Source organism: Kitasatospora sp. NPDC004240, from assembly GCF_053603215.1.
On the sequence record NZ_JBSGFD010000146.1, the window covers coordinates 1 to 22952 of the forward strand.

At 74.9% G+C, this 22952-nt stretch carries 17 protein-coding genes and 1 pseudogene; 8 read left to right on the plus strand and 10 right to left on the minus strand.

Annotation, left to right across the window (positions count from 1 at the left end; genetic code table 11):
• The 3 genes and pseudogenes from ACWEQL_RS30525 to ACWEQL_RS30535 all read right to left on the minus strand — a co-directional run.
• Window positions 1-327, minus strand: a pseudogene (locus tag ACWEQL_RS30525) (hypothetical protein); the annotation flags it as partial.
• Between the two features lie 6 nt (window positions 328-333).
• Window positions 334-4191 carry a glycosyltransferase gene (locus tag ACWEQL_RS30530; protein ID WP_452153579.1) on the minus strand — a complete coding sequence of 1286 codons (3858 nt, stop codon included), beginning with the start codon at window positions 4189-4191 and terminating at the stop codon, window positions 334-336.
• Between the two features lie 337 nt (window positions 4192-4528).
• Window positions 4529-4801 carry a WhiB family transcriptional regulator gene (locus ACWEQL_RS30535; protein ID WP_238862849.1) on the minus strand — a complete coding sequence of 91 codons (273 nt, stop codon included), beginning with the start codon at window positions 4799-4801 and terminating at the stop codon, window positions 4529-4531.
• A 779-nt stretch (window positions 4802-5580) separates the two neighbouring features.
• Between ACWEQL_RS30535 and ACWEQL_RS30540 the strand changes: the two genes are divergently transcribed.
• The 3 genes from ACWEQL_RS30540 to ACWEQL_RS30550 are packed head-to-tail and all read left to right on the plus strand — an operon-like array spanning window position 5581 to window position 8401.
• A complete protein-coding gene (locus tag ACWEQL_RS30540) occupies window positions 5581-6096 on the plus strand; it encodes a cysteine dioxygenase (protein ID WP_452153592.1) in 516 nt (171 codons plus the stop codon).
• Between the two features lie 41 nt (window positions 6097-6137).
• Entirely contained in the window at window positions 6138-7097 is a 960-nt protein-coding gene (cofD, locus tag ACWEQL_RS30545; protein ID WP_452153580.1) for a 2-phospho-L-lactate transferase, read from the plus strand.
• Window positions 7098-7108: 11 nt separating this feature from the next.
• Window positions 7109-8401 carry a coenzyme F420-0:L-glutamate ligase gene (locus ACWEQL_RS30550; protein WP_452153593.1) on the plus strand — a complete coding sequence of 431 codons (1293 nt, stop codon included), beginning with the start codon at window positions 7109-7111 and terminating at the stop codon, window positions 8399-8401.
• 19 nt (window positions 8402-8420) lie between these two features.
• Here ACWEQL_RS30550 and ACWEQL_RS30555 read toward each other — a convergent pair whose 3' ends face one another.
• Window positions 8421-9383, minus strand: a complete 963-nt coding sequence (locus ACWEQL_RS30555; RefSeq protein ID WP_452153581.1) for a DNA-3-methyladenine glycosylase family protein — start codon at window positions 9381-9383, stop codon at window positions 8421-8423.
• A gap of 6 nt (window positions 9384-9389) precedes the next feature.
• Here ACWEQL_RS30555 and ACWEQL_RS30560 point away from each other — a divergent pair, with 6 nt between their 5' ends.
• Window positions 9390-9881: an SgcJ/EcaC family oxidoreductase gene (locus tag ACWEQL_RS30560; protein WP_452153582.1), complete on the plus strand. Its 492-nt coding sequence runs from the start codon at window positions 9390-9392 to the stop codon at window positions 9879-9881.
• Between the two features lie 37 nt (window positions 9882-9918).
• On the opposite strand, the gene ACWEQL_RS30565 is transcribed toward ACWEQL_RS30560, so the two are convergent.
• Window positions 9919-11127 carry an N-acetylmuramoyl-L-alanine amidase gene (locus ACWEQL_RS30565; protein WP_452153583.1) on the minus strand — a complete coding sequence of 403 codons (1209 nt, stop codon included), beginning with the start codon at window positions 11125-11127 and terminating at the stop codon, window positions 9919-9921.
• A gap of 102 nt (window positions 11128-11229) precedes the next feature.
• Here ACWEQL_RS30565 and ACWEQL_RS30570 point away from each other — a divergent pair, with 102 nt between their 5' ends.
• From ACWEQL_RS30570 to ACWEQL_RS30580, 3 genes are all read left to right on the plus strand, one after another.
• On the plus strand, window positions 11230-12021 hold the full coding sequence (locus ACWEQL_RS30570; RefSeq protein ID WP_452153584.1) for a TIGR03089 family protein: 792 nt from the start codon (window positions 11230-11232) through the stop codon (window positions 12019-12021).
• A 36-nt stretch (window positions 12022-12057) separates the two neighbouring features.
• Window positions 12058-13266 carry an LCP family protein gene (locus ACWEQL_RS30575; RefSeq protein ID WP_452153585.1) on the plus strand — a complete coding sequence of 403 codons (1209 nt, stop codon included), beginning with the start codon at window positions 12058-12060 and terminating at the stop codon, window positions 13264-13266.
• Window positions 13267-13451: 185 nt separating this feature from the next.
• A complete protein-coding gene (locus tag ACWEQL_RS30580; RefSeq protein WP_452153586.1) occupies window positions 13452-15101 on the plus strand; it encodes an LCP family protein in 1650 nt (549 codons plus the stop codon).
• 171 nt (window positions 15102-15272) lie between these two features.
• On the opposite strand, the gene ACWEQL_RS30585 is transcribed toward ACWEQL_RS30580, so the two are convergent.
• Window positions 15273-16313, minus strand: a complete 1041-nt coding sequence (locus tag ACWEQL_RS30585; RefSeq protein WP_452153587.1) for a glycosyltransferase family 2 protein — start codon at window positions 16311-16313, stop codon at window positions 15273-15275.
• A gap of 175 nt (window positions 16314-16488) precedes the next feature.
• On the opposite strand from ACWEQL_RS30585, the gene ACWEQL_RS30590 reads away from it, so the two are divergent.
• Window positions 16489-17988 carry an LCP family protein gene (locus ACWEQL_RS30590; protein WP_452153588.1) on the plus strand — a complete coding sequence of 500 codons (1500 nt, stop codon included), beginning with the start codon at window positions 16489-16491 and terminating at the stop codon, window positions 17986-17988.
• A 98-nt stretch (window positions 17989-18086) separates the two neighbouring features.
• On the opposite strand, the gene ACWEQL_RS30595 is transcribed toward ACWEQL_RS30590, so the two are convergent.
• The 4 genes from ACWEQL_RS30595 to ACWEQL_RS30610 all read right to left on the minus strand — a co-directional run bounded on the left by ACWEQL_RS30595 (window position 18087) and on the right by ACWEQL_RS30610 (window position 22616).
• Complete coding sequence (locus ACWEQL_RS30595; RefSeq protein WP_452153589.1) at window positions 18087-20654, minus strand: ABC transporter permease; 2568 nt, start codon at window positions 20652-20654, stop codon at window positions 18087-18089.
• 14 nt (window positions 20655-20668) lie between these two features.
• The gene (locus tag ACWEQL_RS30600) at window positions 20669-21457 is read right to left on the minus strand and encodes an ABC transporter ATP-binding protein (RefSeq protein WP_452153590.1); all 789 of its coding nucleotides are present in this window, start codon (window positions 21455-21457) and stop codon (window positions 20669-20671) included.
• 369 nt (window positions 21458-21826) lie between these two features.
• On the minus strand, window positions 21827-22381 hold the full coding sequence (gene ssuE / locus ACWEQL_RS30605; RefSeq protein WP_452153591.1) for an NADPH-dependent FMN reductase: 555 nt from the start codon (window positions 22379-22381) through the stop codon (window positions 21827-21829).
• A gap of 148 nt (window positions 22382-22529) precedes the next feature.
• Complete coding sequence (locus ACWEQL_RS30610) at window positions 22530-22616, minus strand: putative leader peptide (protein ID WP_396327989.1); 87 nt, start codon at window positions 22614-22616, stop codon at window positions 22530-22532.
• Window positions 22617-22952: the final 336 nt, after the last annotated feature.

Genomic DNA, 22952 nt, shown 5'->3' on the forward strand with positions numbered 1-22952 from the left:
CGCGGCGGCGTCGCCGACCCAGGCGGCCCCGGCGCCGCCCTCGGCGCCGGCCGGGCTGAACGCGGTCAGGCTGGTGGAGCCGGTCAGGCCCTGGAGCGGCTGCGGGCAGACCGCGGCGGTCCGCTCGACCTGCGCGGTGGCGGCCCCGCCGGCGCCGTCGGAACCGGAGGGGGCGGCCGGGGAGCGCAGCTCGGCGATGCCGAACACCACCGCGAGGACGGCGGCGGCGGCCAGCAGCGACTGGGTGGTCTTCGTACCGCCGCTGCCGGTGCCGGTGCCGGGACCGTCGCCCGACGGCGCGGGCTTCTTGAAGGCGGGCTTCTTCATCGCGGGTCAGCTCCCCGATCCGTGGTGGTGCGGGTACCGGCCGGGTCCGCCCGGCTCCTCGGGCCCGTAGTAGGGCTCGGACTGCGGCTGCCCCGGCACCCAGGGCTGCTGCTCGGGGTACTGCTCGTAGCCGTACTGCCCGTCCTGTGCGAACTGCCCGTCCTGCTGGTACTGCCCGTCCTGCGGGTACTGCTCGTAGCCGCCCTGCTGGGGGTAGGACTGCTCCTGGTAGCCGTCCCCGCCCTGGCCCCCGTAGCCCTGGCCGCCGTAGGGCGCGCCGACGGGCTGCTGGGCCGCGTACGGGTCGTAGCTGTACGGGTCGGCCTGCTGGTAGCCCTGGTAGGGGTCGGTGTACGGCTCGGCGTCCTGCGCGGCGGCGGCCGCGCGGACCGCCCCGACCGGCGGCTCGCCGGTGGGCTGGGCCGGGACGGCGCCCGCGTAGACGCCGCCCTCCTCGCCCTCGCCCTCGCCGCGCTCGGCCATCCGGCGGGCCCGGCGGCTGCCCGGGGCGGGCGCCTGGGCCTGGGCCGCGGCGGCGAGCGCGGCGGCGGCGACCACGTCCTCGGGCAGGTCGTCGTCCTTGTGGCTGCGGCGGCCCGGCAGGGCCAGCACCAGGACGGTCAGGGCGAGCAGGGCCTGCGCCCAGATCCAGCCGGTGTGCGTCAGGCTGCCCTCGCGGGTGACGCTCAGGCTGCCGCCGTTCGCGGGCAGCTTGAAGCCCTGCGCCCAGCCGTCCACGGTGACCGGCTCCAGCGCGGTGCCGTCCAGGGTGGCCTTCCACTCCGGGGCGGCGGACTCGGCGAGGCGCAGCACCCGGCCCTCGGGGCCGGCGGGGACGGTGGTGTCGAGGTCACGCGCCCCGGAGGGCACCGCGACCGGGCGGGCGCCCGGGGCGGTGATCACGGCGCGGGTGGCGGGGACGCCGGAGACCTGCCAGAGCGCGGCCCCGCCGTCCTGGTTGGCCTTGGCCAGGCCCGGGGTGGCGTCGAGCACCTCGCGGACCTTGCCGGCCAGCGGCTGGTCGACCAGCACGTACGCGATGCCGTAGCCGGCGAGCGCGCCGGCCTGGTCGGCGCCGGAGCCGGCGAGCAGGCTGCCGACCATCCGGTCGAGGCCCTCGCGGGTCCCGGTGGCGGCGTCGACGGTGGACTCGGCCTGGCCGAGGGTCAGACCGGCGCCGCGGACCACGGTGTAGCGGACCGCGGAGCCGTCCGCCCGGCCGGTGAGCACCAGGGTGCGGGAGCGGTCGGTGGTGCCGGCCTCCTCCGCGATGAACGCGGGCACCTGGGCGGCGACGGCCCGGTGCAGCGGGCGGTCGACGCCGGTGACGGCCCACCAGACGCCGGTGCCCAGCGGGGCGAGCACGGCGGCGGCCAGCACCAGGGCGGCGACCGGCTGGCGCCAGCCGAAGGCGATGCCGGCCACGCGGTCGCCGGCGCCGTCGGCGCCGATCGCGGCGGCGGCGAGCAGGGCGATGCCGGCCAGCAGGGTGGCCGGGCCGGCCCAGGCGGGCACGGCCGGGCCGCCGGAGGCGGGGGTGACGGTGGTTCCGGCCACCGCGACGGCGAAGAGCATGCCGGCGCCGGCGGCGCCCCAGGCGGTGAGCACCGCGCGGCGGCGGTCGGCGCGCAGCAGGGCGGCGAGCGCGGCGAGCACCACGCCGGCGGAGAGCCAGACCGGCGGGACGCCGGCCCCACCGGGGTTGACCAGCACCAGGCCGAGCGCGCCGGCGCCGTCCCCGTGCAGGCCGGGCAGGCCGGCCTCCAGCAGCAGCCGCGAGGGGTGCGAGAGCACCTCCAGCGACCAGGGGGCGAGCACCAGGACGGGCACCGCGAGGATGACCACGACGCGCAGGCCGAGCAGGCGCAGCGCGTCCACGCCGGAGCCGAAGGCCCCGCCGCGCAGCACCGCGGTGACCAGCGTCGCCAGGCAGAGCGGTACGGCCAGGGCCCAGGCCAGCGGCACGAAGGCGGTGGCCAGGGTGAGCAGCAGGACGGTCATCCAGGCGGAGCGCCAGCCGGGCCGGGCGCCCTTGGCGGCGCTCTCGTCGCGGATGCCGAGGCCGGCGGTGATCGCCGCGGCGCGGGCCAGCGGCGGCAGCAGCACGGCGAGGACGGCGGTGCCGATCCGGCCCTGGGCGAGCGCGCCGGTGGCGGCGGGCAGCAGCGCGTACGTGGCGCTGGCCCAGGCGCGGACCAGCTTGGAGTCCAGCAGCGGGCGGGAGACCAGGTAGGCGCTGACCGCGGCGAGCGGCACGGAGAGGACGACCAGCAGGGTGACCGCGAGGTCGGCGTGGTCGAACAGCAGCCAGGACAGCACCGCCAGCACGCCGAGGTAGGGCGGGGCGGTGGCGGTGGAGCCGGTGTCGACGGGGTGCCAGGAGGCGGCGTACATGTCCCACAGGCCGCGGGCGCCGTCGGCGGCGGGCAGCAGCGCGCCGCCGAACAGGGCGCCGCCGCCGAACAGTCCGCGGCAGGCGGCCAGCGCGAACACCAGCAGGGCGGCGAACAGGACCGGGGCGGGGCGCCGGGCCAGCTTCTTGATCAGCGTGAACTGCTCGACGACGAGGTCCTCGCCGTCCTCGTCGCCGCCGGCCTCGACCGAGCCGTGCCGTCCGGCGCCGGAGTCGTCCCCGCCGCCGATGCCGAGCGAGCCGATGGCCCCCTCGACGGCGAGCCGGGTGGTGGCGCCGGGCGCGGGGAACAGCGTGCGGTCGTCGAGCGCGTCGGCCGCCCTGGTCCGGGCGCGGCGTTTGCGGGCGGCCAGCAGCCGGGGGAAGCGGACGAGTTCGTGGCCGAGGCCGGCGATCTCGTCGAAGGCCTGCTTGGGGTCCTTGCCCAGAAGGTTGGTGACGACCCGCAGCAGGGTGCCGAGCACCAGCCGCAGCAGGACGTAGGGGAACAGCGCGCCCCTGCTGTTGGCGAGCAGGGTGTAGACGGCGCCGGCCTTGTCCACCCGGTGCGGGTGGGAGGGGCCGCAGTCGATGGCGCGGCGCTCGCGGCTGGCGGCCTCGGCGTGCCGCAGCACGGCGTCGGGGGCGATCACCACGCGGTGGCCGGCGGCGTTGACCCGCCAGCAGAAGTCGGTGTCGTCGCGCATCAGCGGCAGCGCCCGGTCGAAGCCGCCGAGCTCCTCGAAGACGTCGCGGCGCACCAGCATGCCGGCGGTGGAGACGGCGAGCACCGGGCGGACCTGGTCGTGCTGGCCCTGGTCCTGCTCGCGGCGGTCGAGGCCGGTCCAACGGCGTCCGGAGCGGGCGATGCTGACGCCGACTTCGAGCAGCTGGCGGCGGTCGTACCAGCTGCGCAGCTTGGGGCCGACGACGGCGGCGCTGGGGGTGGAGTCGGCGACCTGGAGGAGGCGGCGCAGGGCGTCGGTCTGCGGTTCGCAGTCGTCGTGCAGCAGCCAGAGCCATTCGACCGGGTGGGTCTCCCGGGAGCCGCCGCGGCCGAGGTCGTCCTCCTCGCCGAGCGGGTCGCCGAAGTCGTCCCAGCCGCCGGTGACCGGGTCGTAGCCGGAGGGGTCGAGCCGGTACGGGAGGTCCTCCGGGCGCAGCGGCGGGCTGTTGAAGACGGCCTCGCCGACGGCGGTGCCGAAGCCGGCCCGGCGGCCGAGGACGATCGGACCGCTCTCGGGCAGCCAGTCGGCGAGGGTGTCGGCGAGCAGCCGCGGGGAGTCGTCGGTGGAGCCGGTGTCGACGGCGAGCACCCGCTGGACCTGGCGGTCCTGGCCGAGCAGGCCGGCGAGGGCCTGCGGCAGCCAGCGGGCGCCGTCGTGCGAGACGATCACCGCGGTGACCAGGTGACGCGGGTAGGCGGGCGGCCTGGTGGCGGAATAGCCGCTCTGGTGGCTGTAGACGGTCATCGAGTGCGCGGGCCCCAGTTCTCGGTGGACACAGCCGGTGAACGGCAACCGGATGGCGCACCACACTAACGGCTCCCGGTGGCGCGATCGTCCGCGGTGTCCTTCCGCGGGGCACGTGAGCGGGGTCGCGGGGCCCCTGCCGGCGGGGCTGCGGGGTCCTTCCCGGCGGGGGCGCGGGGCCCGTCCCGACGGGGTCGCGGGCCCGGTGGTCGGGCCCGTCCGGGAACACGAAAGCGCCCCACCGTCCTGGTGAGGCGCCGTTACCGCTGGGTCGTCGTTGTCGTCGTGGATGCCCCGGTCATCGCCGCGGGGGCGGGGACCAGGGGGCCGGTCGGGGTCAGACCGCGCTCTTCTTGAGCCGGCGGCGCTCGCGCTCGGAGAGGCCGCCCCAGATGCCGAACCGCTCGTCGTTGGCCAGGGCGTACTCCAGGCACTCGGAGCGGACCTCACAGGCGAGGCAGACCTTCTTGGCCTCGCGGGTGGAGCCGCCCTTCTCGGGGAAGAAGGACTCGGGGTCGGTCTGGGCGCACAGCGCGCGCTCCTGCCAGCCGAGTTCCTCTTCGTCCTCCTCGATGCCGTCACCGATCAACAGCTCAAAGAGCTCGCTCATTGTGGCGCGCCTCCTCTGCCCCTCTTGGCGTCCCCGTGGTTGCCGTTGCCCGGTGTGGCCGACGACACGAGAGAAATTACAGTTGCGTCACTCTGGCTCAGTCAAGCCGAGCTCTGGTATTGGGGTCAGGATTCACTCCCCGGCACCAAACTGTTACGAATAGTGTACATATCCGGACACATCGGACTTATAGCCCGGACCTCCCGGATGCCGCGGAACCATCCGCAACCGCCCTCGGACTGACCCGCAGTCACCGTGACAGGTCGGTCATCGGGCTGCCTTCCCGGCGATCTTCTCATCGAAACATAGAGGGGGATCAATCACCCCATCCGGTACTTCATGCTCGAACACTCCCGAATGCCCCACGTCCGGAGTTGACACCGCCCCCGCGGATGCGGTCTCCTTGCCCCTATGTCAGAGTTCGCCAGCCCCCGGAGCGGTTCCGCCCTCCGCCGTGCCGTGAACTCCTCGCGCTGTTGTCGCCTCTGTTCCTGTTCCTAGGCGCCCGCGTCCCACCGCGCGCCGCCCAGGAAGCCCAGAGGCCGCCCGCGATCTCCCTCCCCAGGACGTCCGGATCCGGCTGATCCCCTGACGAACCAGCCGCATTCCGAGGACCTCCCGTGCGTATGACCCGTACCCGCAAGCGCAACCGCGACCGCAACCGCGACGCCCGCCGCCCGGCGCCCCTCACCACCGACCCCCTGCCCGCGCCCGCCGCCCCGGCCCCGGCCCGTACCTGGACCGACGGTCTGAGCGACGTCTCCATCGCCGGCGACCCGATGGCCTTCCCGCACCTGGCCCGCACCGACCTGCCCGACCACCCCACCTCCGTGGCCGGCTACGCCCGGCTGGTCCGTGAGATCGCCGCCGACCGGGCCCGCTGGGAGCCGCTGGTGCGCTACGACGCGCTCACCCGCTGGTACGCCCGGCTGGAGACCGGCCCCGGCTACGAGGTCTGGCTGCTCAGCTGGCTGCCCGGGCAGGCCAGCGGCTTCCACGACCACGGCGCCTCCTCCGGCGTGATGACCGTCGTCCAGGGCGAGCTCGTCGAGCGCTCCCTGACCCATGCGGGTGAGGTCGTTCGGGTACTGCGCCCGAGCGGCATGGGGGTCCCCCCGGCCGGAGGCTGGGGGAGGGTGTTCTCCTCCGGTTACCTGCACGAGGTGGTCAACGGCTCGCTGGAGCCCGCCGTCTCCATCCACCTCTACAGCCCGGGCCTGACCGAGATGAACCAGTACGGCGCCACCGCCGCCGTCCCCGAACAGCACCCGCACACGCAGGCCGACGCCCGCTGAGGCGACGCTGACGCCCCGTCGGGCCGTGGCAGGATGAGCGCATGCGCATCGTGGCACTGGCAGGCGGCATCGGCGGAGCGCGCTTCCTGCGCGGACTCAGGGCGGTCGTCGGCCCGCAGGACGAGATCACCGTCATCGGCAACACCGGCGACGACATCCACCTCTACGGCCTCAAGGTCTGCCCCGACCTCGACACCGTGATGTACACCCTCGGCGGCGGCATCAACGAGGAGCAGGGGTGGGGCCGGACCGACGAGACCTGGTCGATCAAGGCGGAGATGAAGGAGTACGGCGTCGGGCCGGAGTGGTTCGGCCTCGGTGACCGCGACTTCGCCACCCACCTCGTGCGCAGCCAGATGCTCACCGCCGGCTACACCCTCAGCCAGGTCACCGAGGCGCTCTGCGTGCGCTGGAAGCCGGGCGTGCGCCTGCTGCCGATGAGCGACGATCGGGTGGAGACGCACGTACGGATCACCGACGGCAGCGGCACCCGGGCGGTGCACTTCCAGGAGTACTGGGTCAAGCTGCACGCCGCCGTCGACGCCGAGGCGATCATCCCGGTCGGCGCGGACACCGCCAAGCCGGCGCCCGGCGTGCTGGAGGCCATCGCGGCCGCCGACGTCATCCTGTTCCCGCCGTCCAACCCGGTGGTCTCGATCGGCACCATCCTCGCCGTCCCCGGCATCCGGTCCGCACTGGTCACCGCGGACGCCCCGGTGGTCGGCCTCTCCCCGATCATCGGCGGGGCGCCGGTCCGGGGCATGGCCGACAAGGTGCTGGCCGCCGTCGGCGTCGAGGCCACCGCCGAGGCGGTCGCCCTGGACTACGGCTCCGAGCTGCTGGACGGCTGGCTGGTCGACACCGCCGACGCCGGCTCGGTCGCCGCGGTCGAGGCCGGCGGGATCACCTGCCGGGCCGTCCCGCTGCTGATGACCGACGTCGAGGCCACCGCCACGATGGCCCGCGAGGCCCTCGCGCTCGCCGAGCGGGTGCGCGCGTGACCCTCACCGTCATGCCGGTGACCGGCATGCCCGAGATCGACGCCGACGCCGACCTCGCCGGACTGATCGCCAAGGCCGGCGAGCACATCCCCGCGGGCCTGCAGGACGGCGACATCCTGCTGGTCACCTCGAAGATCGTCTCCAAGGCCGAGGGCCGGCTGCTGCTCGCCGCCGACCGGGAGGCCGCGATCGACGCCGAGACCGTCCGGGTGGTCGCCCGGCGCGGCGCCACCCGGATCGTCGAGAACCGCAACGGCCTGGTCATGGCCGCCGCCGGGGTCGACGCCTCCAACACCGCCCCCGGCACCGTCCTGCTGCTGCCCGAGGACCCGGACGCCTCCGCCCGCGCGCTGCGCGCCCGCCTCCAGCAGCTCACCGGCCGCCGGCTCGCCGTCCTCGTCACCGACACCTTCGGCCGCCCCTGGCGCCACGGCCTGACCGACGTGACGATCGGCGCCGCCGGGCTGACCGTCCTGGAGGACCACCGGGGCCGCCGCGACTCCCACGGCAACGAGCTGGCCATGACCGTCACCGCCACCGCCGACGAACTCGCCGCCGCCGCCGACCTGGTGAAGGGCAAGGCCACCGGCACCCCGGTCGCCGTGGTCCGGGGCCTCGGCCACCTGGTCACCGCCGGGGACGGCGATGGCGCCCGCCCGATGGTGCGGCCCGCCGCCGACGACATGTTCCGCCTCGGCACCTCGGAGGCGGTGCGCCGGGCGGTCACCCTGCGGCGCACCGTCCGCCGCTTCACCGCCGAACCGGTCGACCCGGCCGCCGTCCGCCGCGCCGTCGCCGCCGCGGTCACCGCGCCCGCCCCGCACCACACCACGCCCTGGCGCTTCGTCCTGCTGGAGGGCGCCGCGGCGCGCACCCGGCTGCTGGACGCGATGCTCGCCGCCTGGCAGCGCGACCTGCGCGGGATCGACGGCTGGGACGACGAGCGGATCGCCCGCCGCACCGCCCGCGGCCAGGTCCTGCGGGACGCCCCGTACCTGGTCGTGCCCTGCCTGGTGACGGACGGCTCGCACGACTACCCGGACGCCCGCCGGGCCGCTGCCGAGCGCGAGATGTTCACCGTCGCGATCGGCGCCGCCGTGCAGAACCTGCTGGTCACCCTGGCCGGCGAGGGCTACGGCTCGGCCTGGGTGTCGTCCACGATGTTCTGCCGCGACACCGTCCGGGCCGCCCTCGACCTGCCCGACGGCTGGGACCCGATGGGCGCGGTCGCCGTCGGACGCCCCGCCGAGGCCCCGCGCGAGCGGCCCGAGCGCGGCGCCGAGGCGTTCATCGAGGTCCGCTGAGGAACGCGCCGCCCCGGGGTCAGCGGCGGCGGTGGTCGTTCGGGGTCAGCTTGGGGCCGAAGCGCGGCGCCCGGGCCCCCGCGGCCAGCAGCAGCCGGCAGACCCGGTGGCGGTGCGGCCGGTACGGCTCCAGCAGGGCCAGCATCTGCGCGTCGTCGCTGCGCGCGCGCCCGGCCAGCGCCCAGCCGACCGTGTTGGGCAGGTGGAAGTCGCCGACCGAGACGGCGTCCGCGTCGCCGTTGGAGCGCTGGAGCGTCTCGGCGGCCGTCCAGACGCCGACGCCGGGCACCGCGGTCAGCCGGGCGAAGGCCTCCTCGTGCGGCATCGCGGCGGCCTGCTCCAGCCGCGGCGCCAGCCGTACGGCCCGCTGCACGGTGGCCGAGCGCTTGGGGTCGACGCCCGCGCGGTGCCACTCCCAGCTGGGCACCATCGCCCAGTCCCGGGCCGAGGGCACCACCCGCATGCCCTCCGCCGGACCGGGCGCCGGCGTGCCGAAGTCCAGCAGCAGGGTGCGCCAGGCCCGGTACGCCTCCAGGGTGGTGACCTTCTGCTCCATGATCGCGGGCACCAGCGACTCCATCACCAGCCCGGTGCGCACCAGCCGCACCCCGGCGCTGCCGCGCTGGGCGTCCCGCAGCGGGCCGGCCGGCAGCACCAGGCCGGCCGGGTCGTCCGCCTCGCCGAGCAGCAGCGGCAGCCGCTCCAGCACCCAGTCCGCGCCCGGCCCCCAGGCCAGCGCCTCCACCTCCCCGTCGGCGGGCCGGGGCAGCACCCGCAGCGTGGCGATCCCGGCCGGGGTGCGCGAGGTCCGCCAGACGGCGCCGTCGCCGGTGGTCCGGTACGACGGGTCGGCCGGGCCGCGGCGCAGCGGCAGCAGGGTCCGGGCCACGTCCAGCGGGTAGCCGGGCCGCCAGCGCCGCACCGCCTCGCCGGTCACCGTCCGCCTCCTCCGCTGTCCGCCCGGGCCGCCTTCGCCGACCATGGGGATATGAACGATACGCGGCTTCCGGAGCTGTCCACGGCGGACGAGCACGCGGTGCGCGCCCTCTACCACCGGGCGCTGGAGGGCTGGAACCTGCGGGACGGCGCGGCCTTCGCCGGGCCGTTCGCCGAGGAGGGCGAGGTGATCGGCTTCGACGGGAGCCGGCAGAGCGGGCGGTCGGTGATCGCCGCCGAGCTCGGTCGGATCTTCGCCGACCACGCCACCCCCGAGTACGTGGCCAAGGTGCGCCGGGTCCACGGGCTCGGGCCCGGGGTGGCGCAGTTGGACGCCGTCGCCGGTCTGGTGCCCGACGACGGCGAGGACCTCGACCCGGCGCTCAACGCGCTCCAGACGGTGATCGCCGTCAACGCCGGCGCCGGCTGGCGGATCGCCCTGCTGCAGAACACCCCGGCCGCCTACCACCAGCGCCCGGACCTCGCGAAGGAGCTCACCGAGGAACTGCGCGCCGTGATCGCCCGCGGCCCGGGCCCGCGGTAGGGGGCCGCGGTAGGGGCCCGGTCGGCGCGCCCGGTCGTCAGGCCCGGCCCTGGAGGGCCGAGGCCGTGCCGCGGATGTCGCCGAGGCGGTTGTAGAGCTGGGCGCCCGGGCACTCGGTGGCGAAGCCGTCGCGGTGGCCGGAGATGGTGGCGAAGGAGACCTTGGTGCCGAGCGGGTAGAGGCTGCCGCTGGAGCCGGAGACCAGGTCGGTGCGGCCGGCGGCGTCCTGGCCGGTGAGGCCGAGCTTCCAGGCGGAGATCGCGCTGACGCCGTCCAGCAGCGCCTGCGGCGGCGCGTCGGAGGAGAAGGTGCCGAGCGCGGCGACGCCGGAGGTGTCGGTGTTGAAGCCGAGGGTGTGGGCGCCGTGCACCGGCCGGTCGACGCCGCCGGCCCGGCCCTCGTAGATCGTGCCGCAGCGGTCGACCAGGAAGTTGTAGCCGATGTCCCGCCAGCCGTTGCTCTGGACGTGGTACTGGTAGATCGCCCGGATCACCTGCGGCGCGTCGGAGCAGGCGTACTGGGTGGCGGTGGCCGTGTGGTGGACGAAGACCGCGCGCACCGAGCCGGTGTAGACGAAGCCCGGCTCGCGCCAGGACTCGTCGGCGCCCCAGCCGGCCCGGGTGACGATCCCCGGACGCGGCGCGGAGAGGGCGGCCGTACCCTGCGCGGACCGCTCCTGCGGGGACGCCGCCTCCGGGGACGCCGCCTCCGGGGACCGATCCTGCGGGGACGCCGCCTCCGGCGAACGGTCCTCGGCACCCCGGCCGGGGTCGACCAGCTCGACCCTCAGCCCGCGCGGCAGCCCGGCCGCGCCGGGCGCGACCGAGACCGCCACGCCGTCGCTCGGCCCGGTCCACAGCGGGGTGGTGGCGCCGCGGGCCCGGCCGCCGTCCGGTCCGCCGGAGGGGTCGGTGCGGTCCGGCCCGTCCTCGCCGTCGGTCTCCAGCTCGTGCCAGCCGCTCCACTGCCCGGTCTCGGCGCTGCGCACCCGGACCCGGACCGAGCCGCCGGCCAGCGAGTGCGCGGGATCGTCCCAGCTCACCCCGATCAGGGCGAAGGGACGGGTCGGACGGGCCGCCAGGCCACGGCCGATCAGGGGAAGGGAGGTCACCGAGCCGCCGCCGACCGAGGTACGGGCGCGCTGCGTCGGTGCGGTCGGGACGTCGAGCGCGACCGCGCCGGTGGGCGGGAGCATCAGGACAGCGGTGCAGCCGGCAATCGCGGCCGCCAGAAGTGAGATACGCATAAACAGGATATTCACCGCAAACAGGAACTGACGCCACGCCGGATCCACCCACCCGGGCACCCTCCCGGTCGTGTTGTCGGAGGCCTTAGGCTGGGGCGCACCATGACTGCGCCTTTCGCTGCCGATGCCCGCACCCCCGTCGAGCTGCTGCACGCATACCTGCGAGGTGGCACTCCCCCGGTCGACCCCGCGGCCCCGCTGGTCACCTTCTACGACGACGCCACCGGCGAGCGGGTCGAACTCTCCGCCCGGACCTTCGACAACTGGGTGGCCAAGACCGCCAACCTGCTCCAGGACGAGCTGAACGCCGGCCCCGACGACCGCGCCGCGCTGCTGCTGCCGGCCCACTGGCAGAGCGCCGTCTGGCTGCTCGCCTGCTGGTCCGTCGGGGTGACGGCGGTGCCCGGGGGCGACCCCGCCGGCACCGACCTGGTGGTCAGCGGCCCGGACGGGCTGGAGGCCGCCCACGCCTGCGAGGGCGAACGGGTGGCGCTCGCCCTGCGCCCGCTCGGCGGCCGCTTCCCGCAGCGCCCGGACGGGTTCCTCGACTACGCCGCCGAGGTCCCCGGCCAGGGCGACCGCTTCGCGCCGTACTCCCCGGTCGCCCCGGACGCCCCCGCGCTGGAGACCACCGTGGACGGGCTGCCGCTGAAGCTGACGGGTGAGCAGACCGTGGCGCTGGCCCGCGAGGGCGTCGCCCGGCTCGGCCTGAAGCCCGGCGACCGGGTGCTCTCCACGCTGTCGTACGACGACTGGACGGGCCTGGAGGCCGGACTGCTGGCGCCGCTGGCGGCCGGCGCCTCGGTCGTGCTCTGCCGCAACTCCGAGGGTCTGAGCACCGAGCAGTGGGACAAGCGCCTGGAATCCGAACGGGTGACGCTGCGCCTCGGGTGACCGACCGGTCCGGCCCGGCGGGTAGGGATCCCCGCCATGGCCGAGGACGACCACCCCTCGAACGACGACCCCGCCGGGCCCGATCCGACCGGCGACCCCCCTCCCTCACCCGGACGCAGGCGCCGGCGGTGGCCGCTGATCACCGCCGGCGCCCTTTTCCTGCCGCCGGCCGTCTGCGGCGCCCTCGCCCTCGCCGCCTACCTCGGCCTGGACGGCAACATCCGCGCCGACTCCGCCACCGACCGGCTGCTGGAGCGGCTGGAGGCCGAACGGCCCGCACGCGACCCGGGGGCGGCCGGGGCCGAGAACATCCTGCTGATCGGCAGTGACCGCCGCACCGGCGCCGAGGCCCAGAACGGCCCGCAGTCGGGGCTCCCGGACACCACGGTCCTGCTCCACCTGGCCGCGGACCGGCGCCGGGCCACCGCGGTCGCCGTGCCGCACGACGTGATGGTGACCGTGCCGGCCTGCGGACTCCCGGACGGCACCCGGACCGCGCCCAGGACCGGCCGGTTCGAGGAGGCCTACCGGACCGGCGGCGCGGCCTGCTCGATCCGCGCGGTCGAGCAGTTGAGCGGCATCCGGATCGACCACCACCTGATGGTGGACCTCACCGGCCTGCGGACGACGGTGGACGCCGTGCACGGGGTCGAGGTGTGCGTCCCGCGGCCGGTCCACGACCAGGACGCCCGGCTGGACCTGCCGGCCGGACGTCAGACCCTGCGCGGCGGACAGGCCCTGCGCTACGTCCGGGCCCGGGAGGACCTCGGCGAGGACGGCGACACCGAGCGGATGAGCCGTCAGCAGCGGCTCCTGGCCGCACTGGCGCACCGGGCGTGGTCACGGGAGGTACTGCTGAACCCGGCACGGCTGTGGCCGGTGCTGGACGCGGCCACCGGCTCCGTCCGGGCGGACGCCGCGCTCGCCTCACTCGGCGCGCTGTACGGCCTCGCCCGCGACCTGCGGGGGATCCCGCCGGGCGAGGTGGCGCTGCTCACCGCGCCCCGGCGCCCGTACCGCTACGACTCGGACCGCGAGGAGTTCGTGCAGCCGCGCACGGGCGAGCTGTTCACGGCGCTGCGCGCGGACCGGCCGGTGACCGTCCGGTCCGCCGCGCCGCCGCTCCCCTCGGCGACGGCGGCCCGACCGTCGACCGCGGCCCCGCCGGAACCGGGCGCGCGTACGGGCGGGCCACCCGTCTTCGAGGGCCGGACGGCGGACGCGGACGGCTGTCCGGCCCGCTGAGCACGGGCCGGCGGCGGCTGTTCGTCCACCTGTCGACGTACGCGAACAGCCCCTTGACCATGCCCTTTCCGACCTATGGCGGATATCACATCAGGAACGTTCCCCCCGGAAGGCTCGTCTAGTGTGTCCGGGTCGGCGCGCGAGTGCGCCCGGCCAGGAACACACCGCCGAGGGGAGGGAACCCAGTGCCGCGCGACCCGCAGGACCTCGACCCCGCGGACCGGTGGGTGCTCGACCCGGACACCGGCCGGTACCGGCTCGATCCCTCCCCCGGCATCCCCCGCCAGCGCCGCCCGGCCGGCACCGCACCGGCGGACGACACCGGGCACGACGCCGCCGGGCCGGCCCCCGACGACCGGGAGGGCGGCCGCGCCGCCCGGCGGCGGGCCGACCGGGGCCACGTACGCGGCCGGCGCCGACGCCGCGCGCTCAAGTGGACGGCGGGCGTGGGCGCGCTCGTCCTGGCGGTCGGCTGCGGCGGCGCGTACTACGCGTACCAGCACATCAACAGCAACATCACCGCCGTCAAGGTGCAGCTGGGCAGCGAGGAGGAGCGGCCCAAGGCGGCCGGCGACGCGCTGAACATCCTGGTCCTGGGCACCGACAGCCGCGAGGGCCTGGGCCGGGAGTACGGCGACGAGGGCAGCGCCGGGCACGCCGACACCACGCTGCTGTTCCACGTCGCGAAGGACCGCAGCAATGCGACCGTGCTGAGCATTCCGCGCGATCTGATGGTGCCGATACCGGAATGCGCGACCGCCGACGGGAAGAAGATCCCCGGCTCGACGCGGGCGATGTTCAACGAGAGCCTGGGCCAGGACGGCCGCGATCCCGGCTGCACCTGGAAAACCGTCGAAAAGGTCACCGGAATTCGCGTCGACCACTTCGTGATGGTCGACTTCGAGGCGGTGAAGACGCTGTCCACCGCCGTCGGCGGGGTCGAGGTCTGCGCGGCCAAGGACATCGACGACAGCGGCTCGCACCTCAGGATGAGCAAGGGCCGGCACGTGGTGCAGGGCGACGAGGCGCTCGCCTTCGTCCGGACCCGCCACGCGGTGGGTCAGGGCGGCGACCTGACCCGGATCCCGCTGCAGCAGCAGTTCATCAGCTCGATGATCCGCAAGATCAAGAGCAGCGACACCCTCACCGACCCGGCCAAGCTGTGGAAGCTCGCCGACGCCGCCACCAAGGCGCTCACCGTGGACACCGGGATCGGCAGCGTCGACAAGCTCAAGGACCTGGCGCTGGACGTCTCGGGCGTGAACACCGGGAACATCACCTTCACCACCGTCCCGGTCGTCGACGATCCCAAGGACCCCAACCGCCTCGCGCTCAAGCAGCCCGACGCCGGACAGCTGTTCTCGATGGTCGCGGGCGACCGGTCGCTCACCGAGGTGACCGCGCCCGCCACCAGCGCCCCGGCCGCCACCCCCGCCGCCACCACCCCGGCGGCGCCCGCCCCCACGGTGGCCGCCAAGGACGTCCGGGTGAGCGTGCGCAACGGCAGCGGGACGCCCGGCCAGGCCCAGCAGGCCGTCGACCGGCTGGTCGCCAAGGGCTTCACCCGCGCCGCCACCGCCCCCAACGCACCCGCCGCGGAGACCACCTCGATCGGCTACCCGGCCGGTCAGGCGGACCGGGCCGCCGCGCTGGCCGCCGCCCTCGGGCTGCCCGCCACGGCCCTCCGGGCGGACCCGAAGGCCGGCGCCAAGGACCCGCTGGTGCTCGTCCTCGGCAAGGACGCGCTCACCGCCGCCGCCCCGGCCGCCCCCGCCGAGGCCCCCAAGGACCTCCAGCGGGTGCAGGCGGACGACGCGGACGTGTGCGCCAAGTAGTCTGCGGGGTCGGCTCGTTCGGCACCGGCCGGCCGCGGGCCCCACGGCACTGCCTCGCCCGTCCGCGCCGGCCCCGGTGACGACGACGGACCCGCCCTCGACCGCCCCCGCGGGCCCGACGACGGGCACCGGGCGGCGGGGCGGGAGGGCGGGTCCGGAGGATCCGTACGGTCAGCCGACCTCGGAGACCACGTTGGCCGGGGCCGGCGCCTTGCTGCCGATCACCTTGCGGGCCAGCGAGCGCGGCGAGGTGAGGAAGCCGAAGCCCCAGCTGAGGTGCATGGTCGCGAAGGCCACCGGCAGCATCGCCCGCGCCTTGGCCGACAGCCCCCGGCCCTCGACCACCGCGCCGCCGGTGATCCCGAGCAGGTACGCGCCGGGCACCCCGAGGAACACCGGGTGGACGGCGACGCCCAGCACCGTGCCGAGCAGCACGCCCAGCAGGGCGGCCGGCGGGGCCAGGTAGCGCAGGTTGACCGAGCCGCGGTGGTAACGGGTGACCACCCGGCGCCAGCGGCCGTAGTCCTTGTACTGCTTCGCCAGCGCCCGCACGCTCGGCCGCGGCCGGTAGGTGACCTTCAGCTGCGGGGTGAACCAGATCAGCCCGCCGTCCTGGCGGATGCGGTAGTTGAGCTCCCAGTCCTGGGCGCGGACGAACTCCTCGTTGTAGCCGCCGAGCCGCTCCAGCACCTCGCGGCGGAACACGCCCAGGTAGACGGTGTCCGCCGGGCCGGCCAGGCCGCCGGTGTGGAAGGCCGCGTTGCCGACACCGATCTTGGAGGTCATCGCGGCGGCCACCGCGTTCTCCCACTCGGTCTCGCCCTCGGCGTGCATGATGCCGCCGACGTTGGCGGCCTCCATCTCGCCGAGCAGGCGCACCGCGGTGCCGATGTAGCCCGGGGTCAGCAGGCCGTGCCCGTCGACGCGGACCACTATCGGGTGGCTGGAGCCGCGGATCGCCGCGTTCAGCCCGGCGGGGGTGCGCCCGGTGGGGTTCTGCACGGTCCGGACCCGCGGGTCCTCGGCGGTCAGTTCGGCGGCGATCTGCGCGGTGCGGTCGGAGGACGGACCGAGGGCGATCACCACCTCCATCGGCCCGGCGTAGTCCTGTTCCAGGATGTGCCGGACGGCCGTGCGCAGGTGTCGTTCCTCATTGAGCACCGGCATGATCACGGAGACCGCCGGCAGCTCCTCAGCAGCCTTGGTGTTCATCGGGGCCAACCGTACCCGTGCGGACGGGCCGCCGTCTTGTCCCGGTCTGGGCCGATGACGAACCGGCCGCGGCCGAAGGCCCCGAGGGAACGTTTCGCCGATCCGGGCCACCGTACCCTCCGGCCCCGGCGCGCCCTCACCCGGCCCGGTCCGGGCCGCCCCTACCATCCGAGAGATGCCCGTCTCCCCCCTCACACCGGCCCCCCGCCGGCGTCGTCCCTGGGCCCGCCGGCTGGCCGCGGGCATCGCCTCGGTCGTCCTCGTCACCTCCTGCGGGGCCCGGGTGGTCCTGCACGGCATCGGACGGATCGACCGGGTGGACGCCTTCAGCGGCGACCGGGCCAGACCCGCCGCGGACGGCGCGACGACCTTCCTGGTGGTCGGCACCGACGAACGCGACGGCATCCCCGAGCGGACCCTCAAGGAGGTGCTGCACGCCGGCGGCGAGTCCTGCCACTGCACCGACACCATGATGCTGGTGCGGCTCTCCGGGGACGGCGCCCGCGCCACCGTCATCTCCATCCCCCGCGACTCCTACGTCGACATCCCCGCCCACCGCGACCCCGCCACCCGACGGCAGGTCCCGGCCGCCAAGGGCAAGATCAACGCCGCGTACGGGCTCGGCGGGCCGCAGCTGACGGTGGCCACCGTCGAACAGAACACCGGCCTGCGGATCGACCACTACCTGCAGATCGACTTCACCGCCTTCGTCTCCGCCGTGGACGCCGTCGGCGGCGTACGGGTGTGCACCTCCCGGCCGCTCAAGGACGTGCACTCCGGGCTGGACCTGCCGGCCGGCACCACCACCCTGGACGGCGCCGGGGCGCTCAAGTACGTCCGGGCCCGGCACGTGGACGGCAGCGCCGACCTCGGCCGGATGCACCGGCAGCAGAAACTGGTCGCCGAACTGCTGCACCAGATCACCAGCGGCGACGTCCTGCTCAACCCGGTCCGGCTCGCCCGGGTCACCGACGGCGTGCTCGGCTCGGTCAAGGCCGACCGGGACCTGCGCCCCGAGGACCTGCTCACCCTGGCCCGGCGGATGCGGGACCTGACGGCCGGCCGGGCCGACTTCGCGACCGTGCCGCTCGCCGACCTCGACCACCCCGTGAGCGGCTGGGGCTCCACCGTGCTGTGGGACCAGGCGGCGGCGGGGGCCCTGTTCACCGCCCTCCGGGAGGGCCGCCCGCTGAGCGCCGCCGACCCCTCCCCTTCCCCGTCCGCGGCCACGGCGCCCGGCGGCGCGGTGGCACCCGAACAGATCCGCGTCCAGGTCTTCAACGCGACCGGCACCCCCGGGCTCGGCGCCCGCGTCGACGGCGAGCTGCGGCGGGCCGGCTTCGCCACCACCGGCGCCCCGGCCAACGCCCCGGCCGGGGCCTCCCCGTCCCGTACGGCGATCCGCCACGACCCGCGCTGGGACGTCTCGGCCCGGACCCTCGCGGCGGCGCTGCCGGGTGCCGAGCTGGTCGCCGTCCCGGGGCTCGGGCCGACCCTCCAGGTGTACGCGGGGGCCGACCTGCCGACCCCAGCGGCCTCCGCCGCCCCCACGCCGGCCGTGCCCACACCGGCCGCGCCGACCGCCCCGACCGGCACGGCCTCACCGACGCCGCCCGTACCGGCTCCCGCCCCGGTGGCCGGCGCGGCCCGGGCGACCGACTTCCTCTGCCCGTAGGGGCGCCGAACGGCCGCAGGGGCCGCCCCGGATCGGGCGGCCCCTGCGGGCGGGTGGTGCGGGTGGTGCGGGTGGGTGGTGATGCGCGGGCCCCGGGGTCAGTCCGTCGCGATGGCCGCGAGGACGTTCATCCGGCCGGCCCGGAAGGCCGGGACGAGGGCGGCGAGCAGGCCGATCAGCACCGCCGCGACCATCGTGCCGATGACCGTGCCGGTCGGGATGGCCAGCGTCTGCAGCCCCTGCTCCTTCAGCACCTGCTGGACGGTGACGCCCCAGCCGAGGCCCAGCCCGGTGCCGAGCACCGCGCCGAACAGGGCGATCACCACCGACTCCAGGCGGATCATCCGGCGCAGCTGGCGGCGGGAGAGCCCGATCGCCCGCAGCAGGCCGATCTCACGGGTCCGCTCGACCACCGACAGCGCCAGCGTGTTGACCACACCGAGGATCGCGACCACGATCGCCAGGCCCAGCAGACCGTAGATCATGTAGAGCAGGGTGTTCACCTGCTGCTGCACGAGTTCCTTGTAGCCGGCCCGGTCCTGGACCATCAGCTGCGGGTACTCCTTGAGGGAGTCCTCCAGCGCGGTGAGCGTCTTCGGGACGTCCACGCCGTCCTTGGCCTTGCCGTAGACCTGGTCGACGGTCTGGTCTGCGGCCGGGACCGCCTTGGTCACGGTCTCGACCGAGGCGAAGAAGGCACCGGAGAAGAGCGAGTCCTTCTTCGAGGTGATCGCGCCGACCGGCAGCGACTGGGTGCGGCCCCCGCCGTAGTCGACGGCGATCTGGTCGCCGACCTTGAGGTTGTTGTCCTTGGCGAACTCCTCGCCGACCGTGATCGAGCCCCGCTTGATGGAGGTCATGTCACCGGCGACCGTGGTGATCCGGAAGTCGTCGGTGAACCGCTCCGTCACCGCCAGGACCTGGACGTCCTCGGTCTTCTTGCCACCGGGCAGGGTGAACTCGGCTTCCAGGGTCCGCTGCTCGGTGATGTGGTCGATGCCCGGGGTGTTGCGGACCGCGGTGATCATCTGCGGGGCGATGCCGTGCTGGGAGCTGACGATGTAGTCCGTGCCGACCGACTTGTCGATCTGCTCGTTGGTGGACTTGATCGCCGAGGTGGTGAAGACCGAGGCGCCGATCACCAGGGCCAGGCCGATCATCAGCGCGGCGGCGGTGGCGCCGGTCCGGCGCGGGTTGCGCATCGCGTTGCGCTGGGCGAGCTTGCCGGACGGGCCGAACACCGCCGGCAGCGCCGCGCCGAGCACCCGCACCAGCGAGGTCGCCAGCAGCGGGCCGAGCACCACGAAGCCGACCAGGGTGAGCAGCACGCCCAGGCCCAGCAGCTGGCCGCCGGTGCCGGCCTCGTCGGCCGTGGCGGCCATCGCCAGCACGGCCGCGCCGCCACCGGTGAGGACCAGGCCGAGGACGGTGCGCACCAGGTTGGAGCGGGGCTCGGCCGGGGTGCCGTGGTCACGCAGCGCCGCGATCGGGGCGATCTTGCTGGCCCGGCGGGCGGGGATCCAGGCGGCGAGCAGGGTGATCAGGACACCGACCGCGTACCCGGCGATCGGCACGTTGGCGCCGATCACCAGCGAGGTGGAGAGGTTCATCCCGGCGGCCTTCATCAGCTGGATGAGGCCGAGCGCCAGGCCCAGACCGGCCGCGATGCCGATCGTGGAGCCGAGCACGCCGAGGATCAGCGCCTCGACCAGCACCGAGCGGTTGACCTGGCTGCGGCTGCCGCCGACGGCGCGCAGCAGGCCGATCTCCCGGGTGCGCTGGGCGACCAGCATCGAGAAGGTGTTGACGATCAGGAAGCCGCCGACCAGCAGGGAGATGCCGGCGAAGCCCAGCATCGCCTTCTCCATGAAGCCGAGGAACTGGCCGACGTCCTTGTTGCCCTCCTCCTTCTGCTCCGCGGCGGTCTTGATCTGGTAGCCGCCGAGCGCGCCGGCCGCGTCGGCCTTGAGCTGCTCGTTGGTGCGGCTGCCGTCGCCGAAGGCCTCGACGGAGGTGAAGGCGGTCTCGCCGAGCAGGACCTTCTGGGCGGTCGCGGTGTCCATGAAGGCCAGCGCGGCACCGGGGTTGGTGGTCTTGAAGGTGGCGATGCCGGCGATGGTGAAGTCGACCTTGTCGTCACCGGCCAGCACCCGCAGCTTGCTGCCGAGGCCGAGGCCCGCCTTCTTGGCGGTGTCGGCGTCCAGCACGATCTGGTCGCCGCCCTGCGGCACGTGGCCGGAGGTGATCTCGACCGAGTTGCGCGGGGTCTCGGTCCAGTTCATGGCCAGGGTCGGGGCGCCGCTGGTGGGGCCGACGACCTTGTTGGTGGCCGGGTTGACCAGGGTGGCGTTCTGCACCACGACCTGGCCGAGCGCGGCCTTGACGCCCGGTCGGGCGGCGACCTTCTGCACGGTGTCGGTGGGCAGGGTCGCGGGCTTGCCGCGCTGGTTCTCGCTGTTGTTGTCCTCGCCGATGGCGGGCTTGGGCGGCTGGACGGAGATGTCGGAGGCGGTCGAGGCGAACAGTTTGTCAAAAGTACTGGTGGCGGTGTTCGAGAACACCAGGGTGCCTGATACGAACGCGACCGACAGCACGACCGCGACCAGGGAGAGCACCATCCGCCCCTTGTGGGCGAAGAAGCTCCGTAGTGATGTCTTGAGCAGCATGGTCCCGTCCCCCGTCAGCTGGTGCGCTTGCCGTCGAAACGGCGCATGCGTTCGAGGACGGAGTCGGCGGTGGGCGCGTGCATCTCGTCGACCATCACGCCGTCGGCGAGGAACAGCACGCGGTCCGCGTAGCCGGCGGCGACCGGGTCGTGGGTCACCATCACGATGGTCTGGCCCAGCTCGTCCACCGAGCGGCGCAGGAAGGTCAGCACCTCGGCGCCGGCCCGGGAGTCGAGGTTCCCGGTGGGCTCGTCACCGAAGATGATCTCGGGGCGGGCGGCCAGTGCGCGGGCCACCGCGACGCGCTGCTGCTGACCGCCGGAGAGCTGGGTCGGGCGGTGCTTGAGGCGGCCGGCCAGGCCCACCGTCTCGACGACCTGGTCCAGCCAGGCGGCGTCCGGCTTGCGGCCGGCGATGTCCATCGGCAGCGTGATGTTCTCCAGCGCGTTGAGCGTCGGGAGCAGGTTGAAGGCCTGGAAGATGAAGCCGATCTTGTCCCGGCGCAGCTTGGTCAGCTGCTTGTCCTTCAGCCCGGTGATCTCGGTGTCGCCGATCCAGATCCGGCCCTCGCTCACGGTGTCCAGACCCGCCAGGCAGTGCATCAGGGTCGACTTGCCGGAGCCCGAGGGGCCCATGATCGCCGTGAACCGTCCGCGCTGGATGTCGACGTCCACCGCGTTCAGCGCGGTGACGCGGGTCTCGCCGGTGCCGTACGCCTTGGTGACCTGACGCGCGGAGGCGGCGACGGCGGCGGCACCGCCGGGAAGCTGGGGGTCGAACACGGCTGCTGCTGCCGTCGTCACTGGAGTCTCCTAAGAAGTGGGCCCACCCGTTGACCCCCAGACTGGCCGACCGGGCCCGTCCGCCGACATGGCGCAGGCTCTAGTCCTCGACCGGGGGTTAGCCCCACCCACCGTGTACGGCGGTCCCCACCCGGGGCTTCCCGGTGGGCTCCGTCCGCACGAGCGGGGATGAACACCACGTTAGGAGCGGGCGGGCGATCCCTCGTCATCCGACGGTAGGAAGCCGCCCAACCACAGTTGTACGGGGAGCCCCGCCCCTCCCCCTAGGGGTCGCGGGGACCCGGGTCAGGGTCGCCCCGTACGGGGGCCGGACGACGAGGGGCCGACGGCGCCCTCCGGCGCCGTCGGCCCCTGCCGCACGGCGCCCGGTCAGCGGGCCAGGGCGGGGCTGGCGACGCGTCCCAGCGCGGTCGCGAAGGCCTCGACCACCGGGGCCAGCAGCGCGTCCGTGCCGGGCTCGATCTCGGTGCCGCCGTCCTCCCGGGCGGTGATGTGGCGGTCGAGGACGAACCAGCCCTGGGTGATGTGCCCGGCGCCCATCGAGCTGAGCACCGGCCGCAGCGCGTAGTCCACCGCGAGCACGTGCGCGGTGGAGCCGCCGGTGGCCAGCGGGAGCACCGCCTTGCCCTCCAGGGCGTACTGCGGCAGCAGGTCGAGCAGGGTCTTCAGCAGGCCCGAGTAGGCCGCCTTGTAGACCGGCGTGCCGATGACGACGCCGTCCGCCTCGGCGAACAGCTCCACCGCGGCGGCTATCGCCGGGTCGGAGACGTCCGCGGAGAGCAGCGCGTGCGGGGGCAGCGAGCGCGCCTCGAAGGGGACGACCCGGTGGCCGAGCGCCTCCAGCCGGGCGTCGACGTGGCGCAGCAGCCGGGTGGTGCGGGAGGTCGCGGAGGGGGAACCGGAGACGGACAGGACGGTGGCCATGGATTCACCTCTGGGCGGGAGCCCTGGTTCGGAAGCGGGGCGCGCCCCGGCCGGGCCCGTGGCGGCGGTGTCGCGGGCGGCTCAGGACAGCGGGAGCAACGCCGCGGGGGCGGCGGCGGGGAGAGGCAGGATGTACGGCGGGCGCGCGTCAGCCACGACAGAGCGAACAGGACACACGCTGGAGGTCGACGTGCCGCCGACGCGTGAGGGTCCTTCGCTGATCCATGGCGGTCATGCAAACACGCGCCGTTCCGGGCGGTCAAGGGTGGTTCCAGTGGGTGAGCGGCGGGCGACGCGGCGCGTGAGACGGGGCTGCGGACCACGGCTCCGGTACGGGGTCGCCCGTGCACGATCCGGCGAACATGCGTCGGAGCCGTCCGACGCGTGCATCAATACGGATACAAGGGGCCTGGTGGGGGGACCCGGGGGGAGTCACCGCGACCGGCGTCGGGCATCCTCTCCCACATGAACACGTGGCAGGAGGGCCGCCCGGGCGGCGGCGGGAACCCGTACGGCGGGAGCGGCGGCAACGGCGGCGGCGGCGCGTACGGGCAGGGCGGCGGCGCGAGAA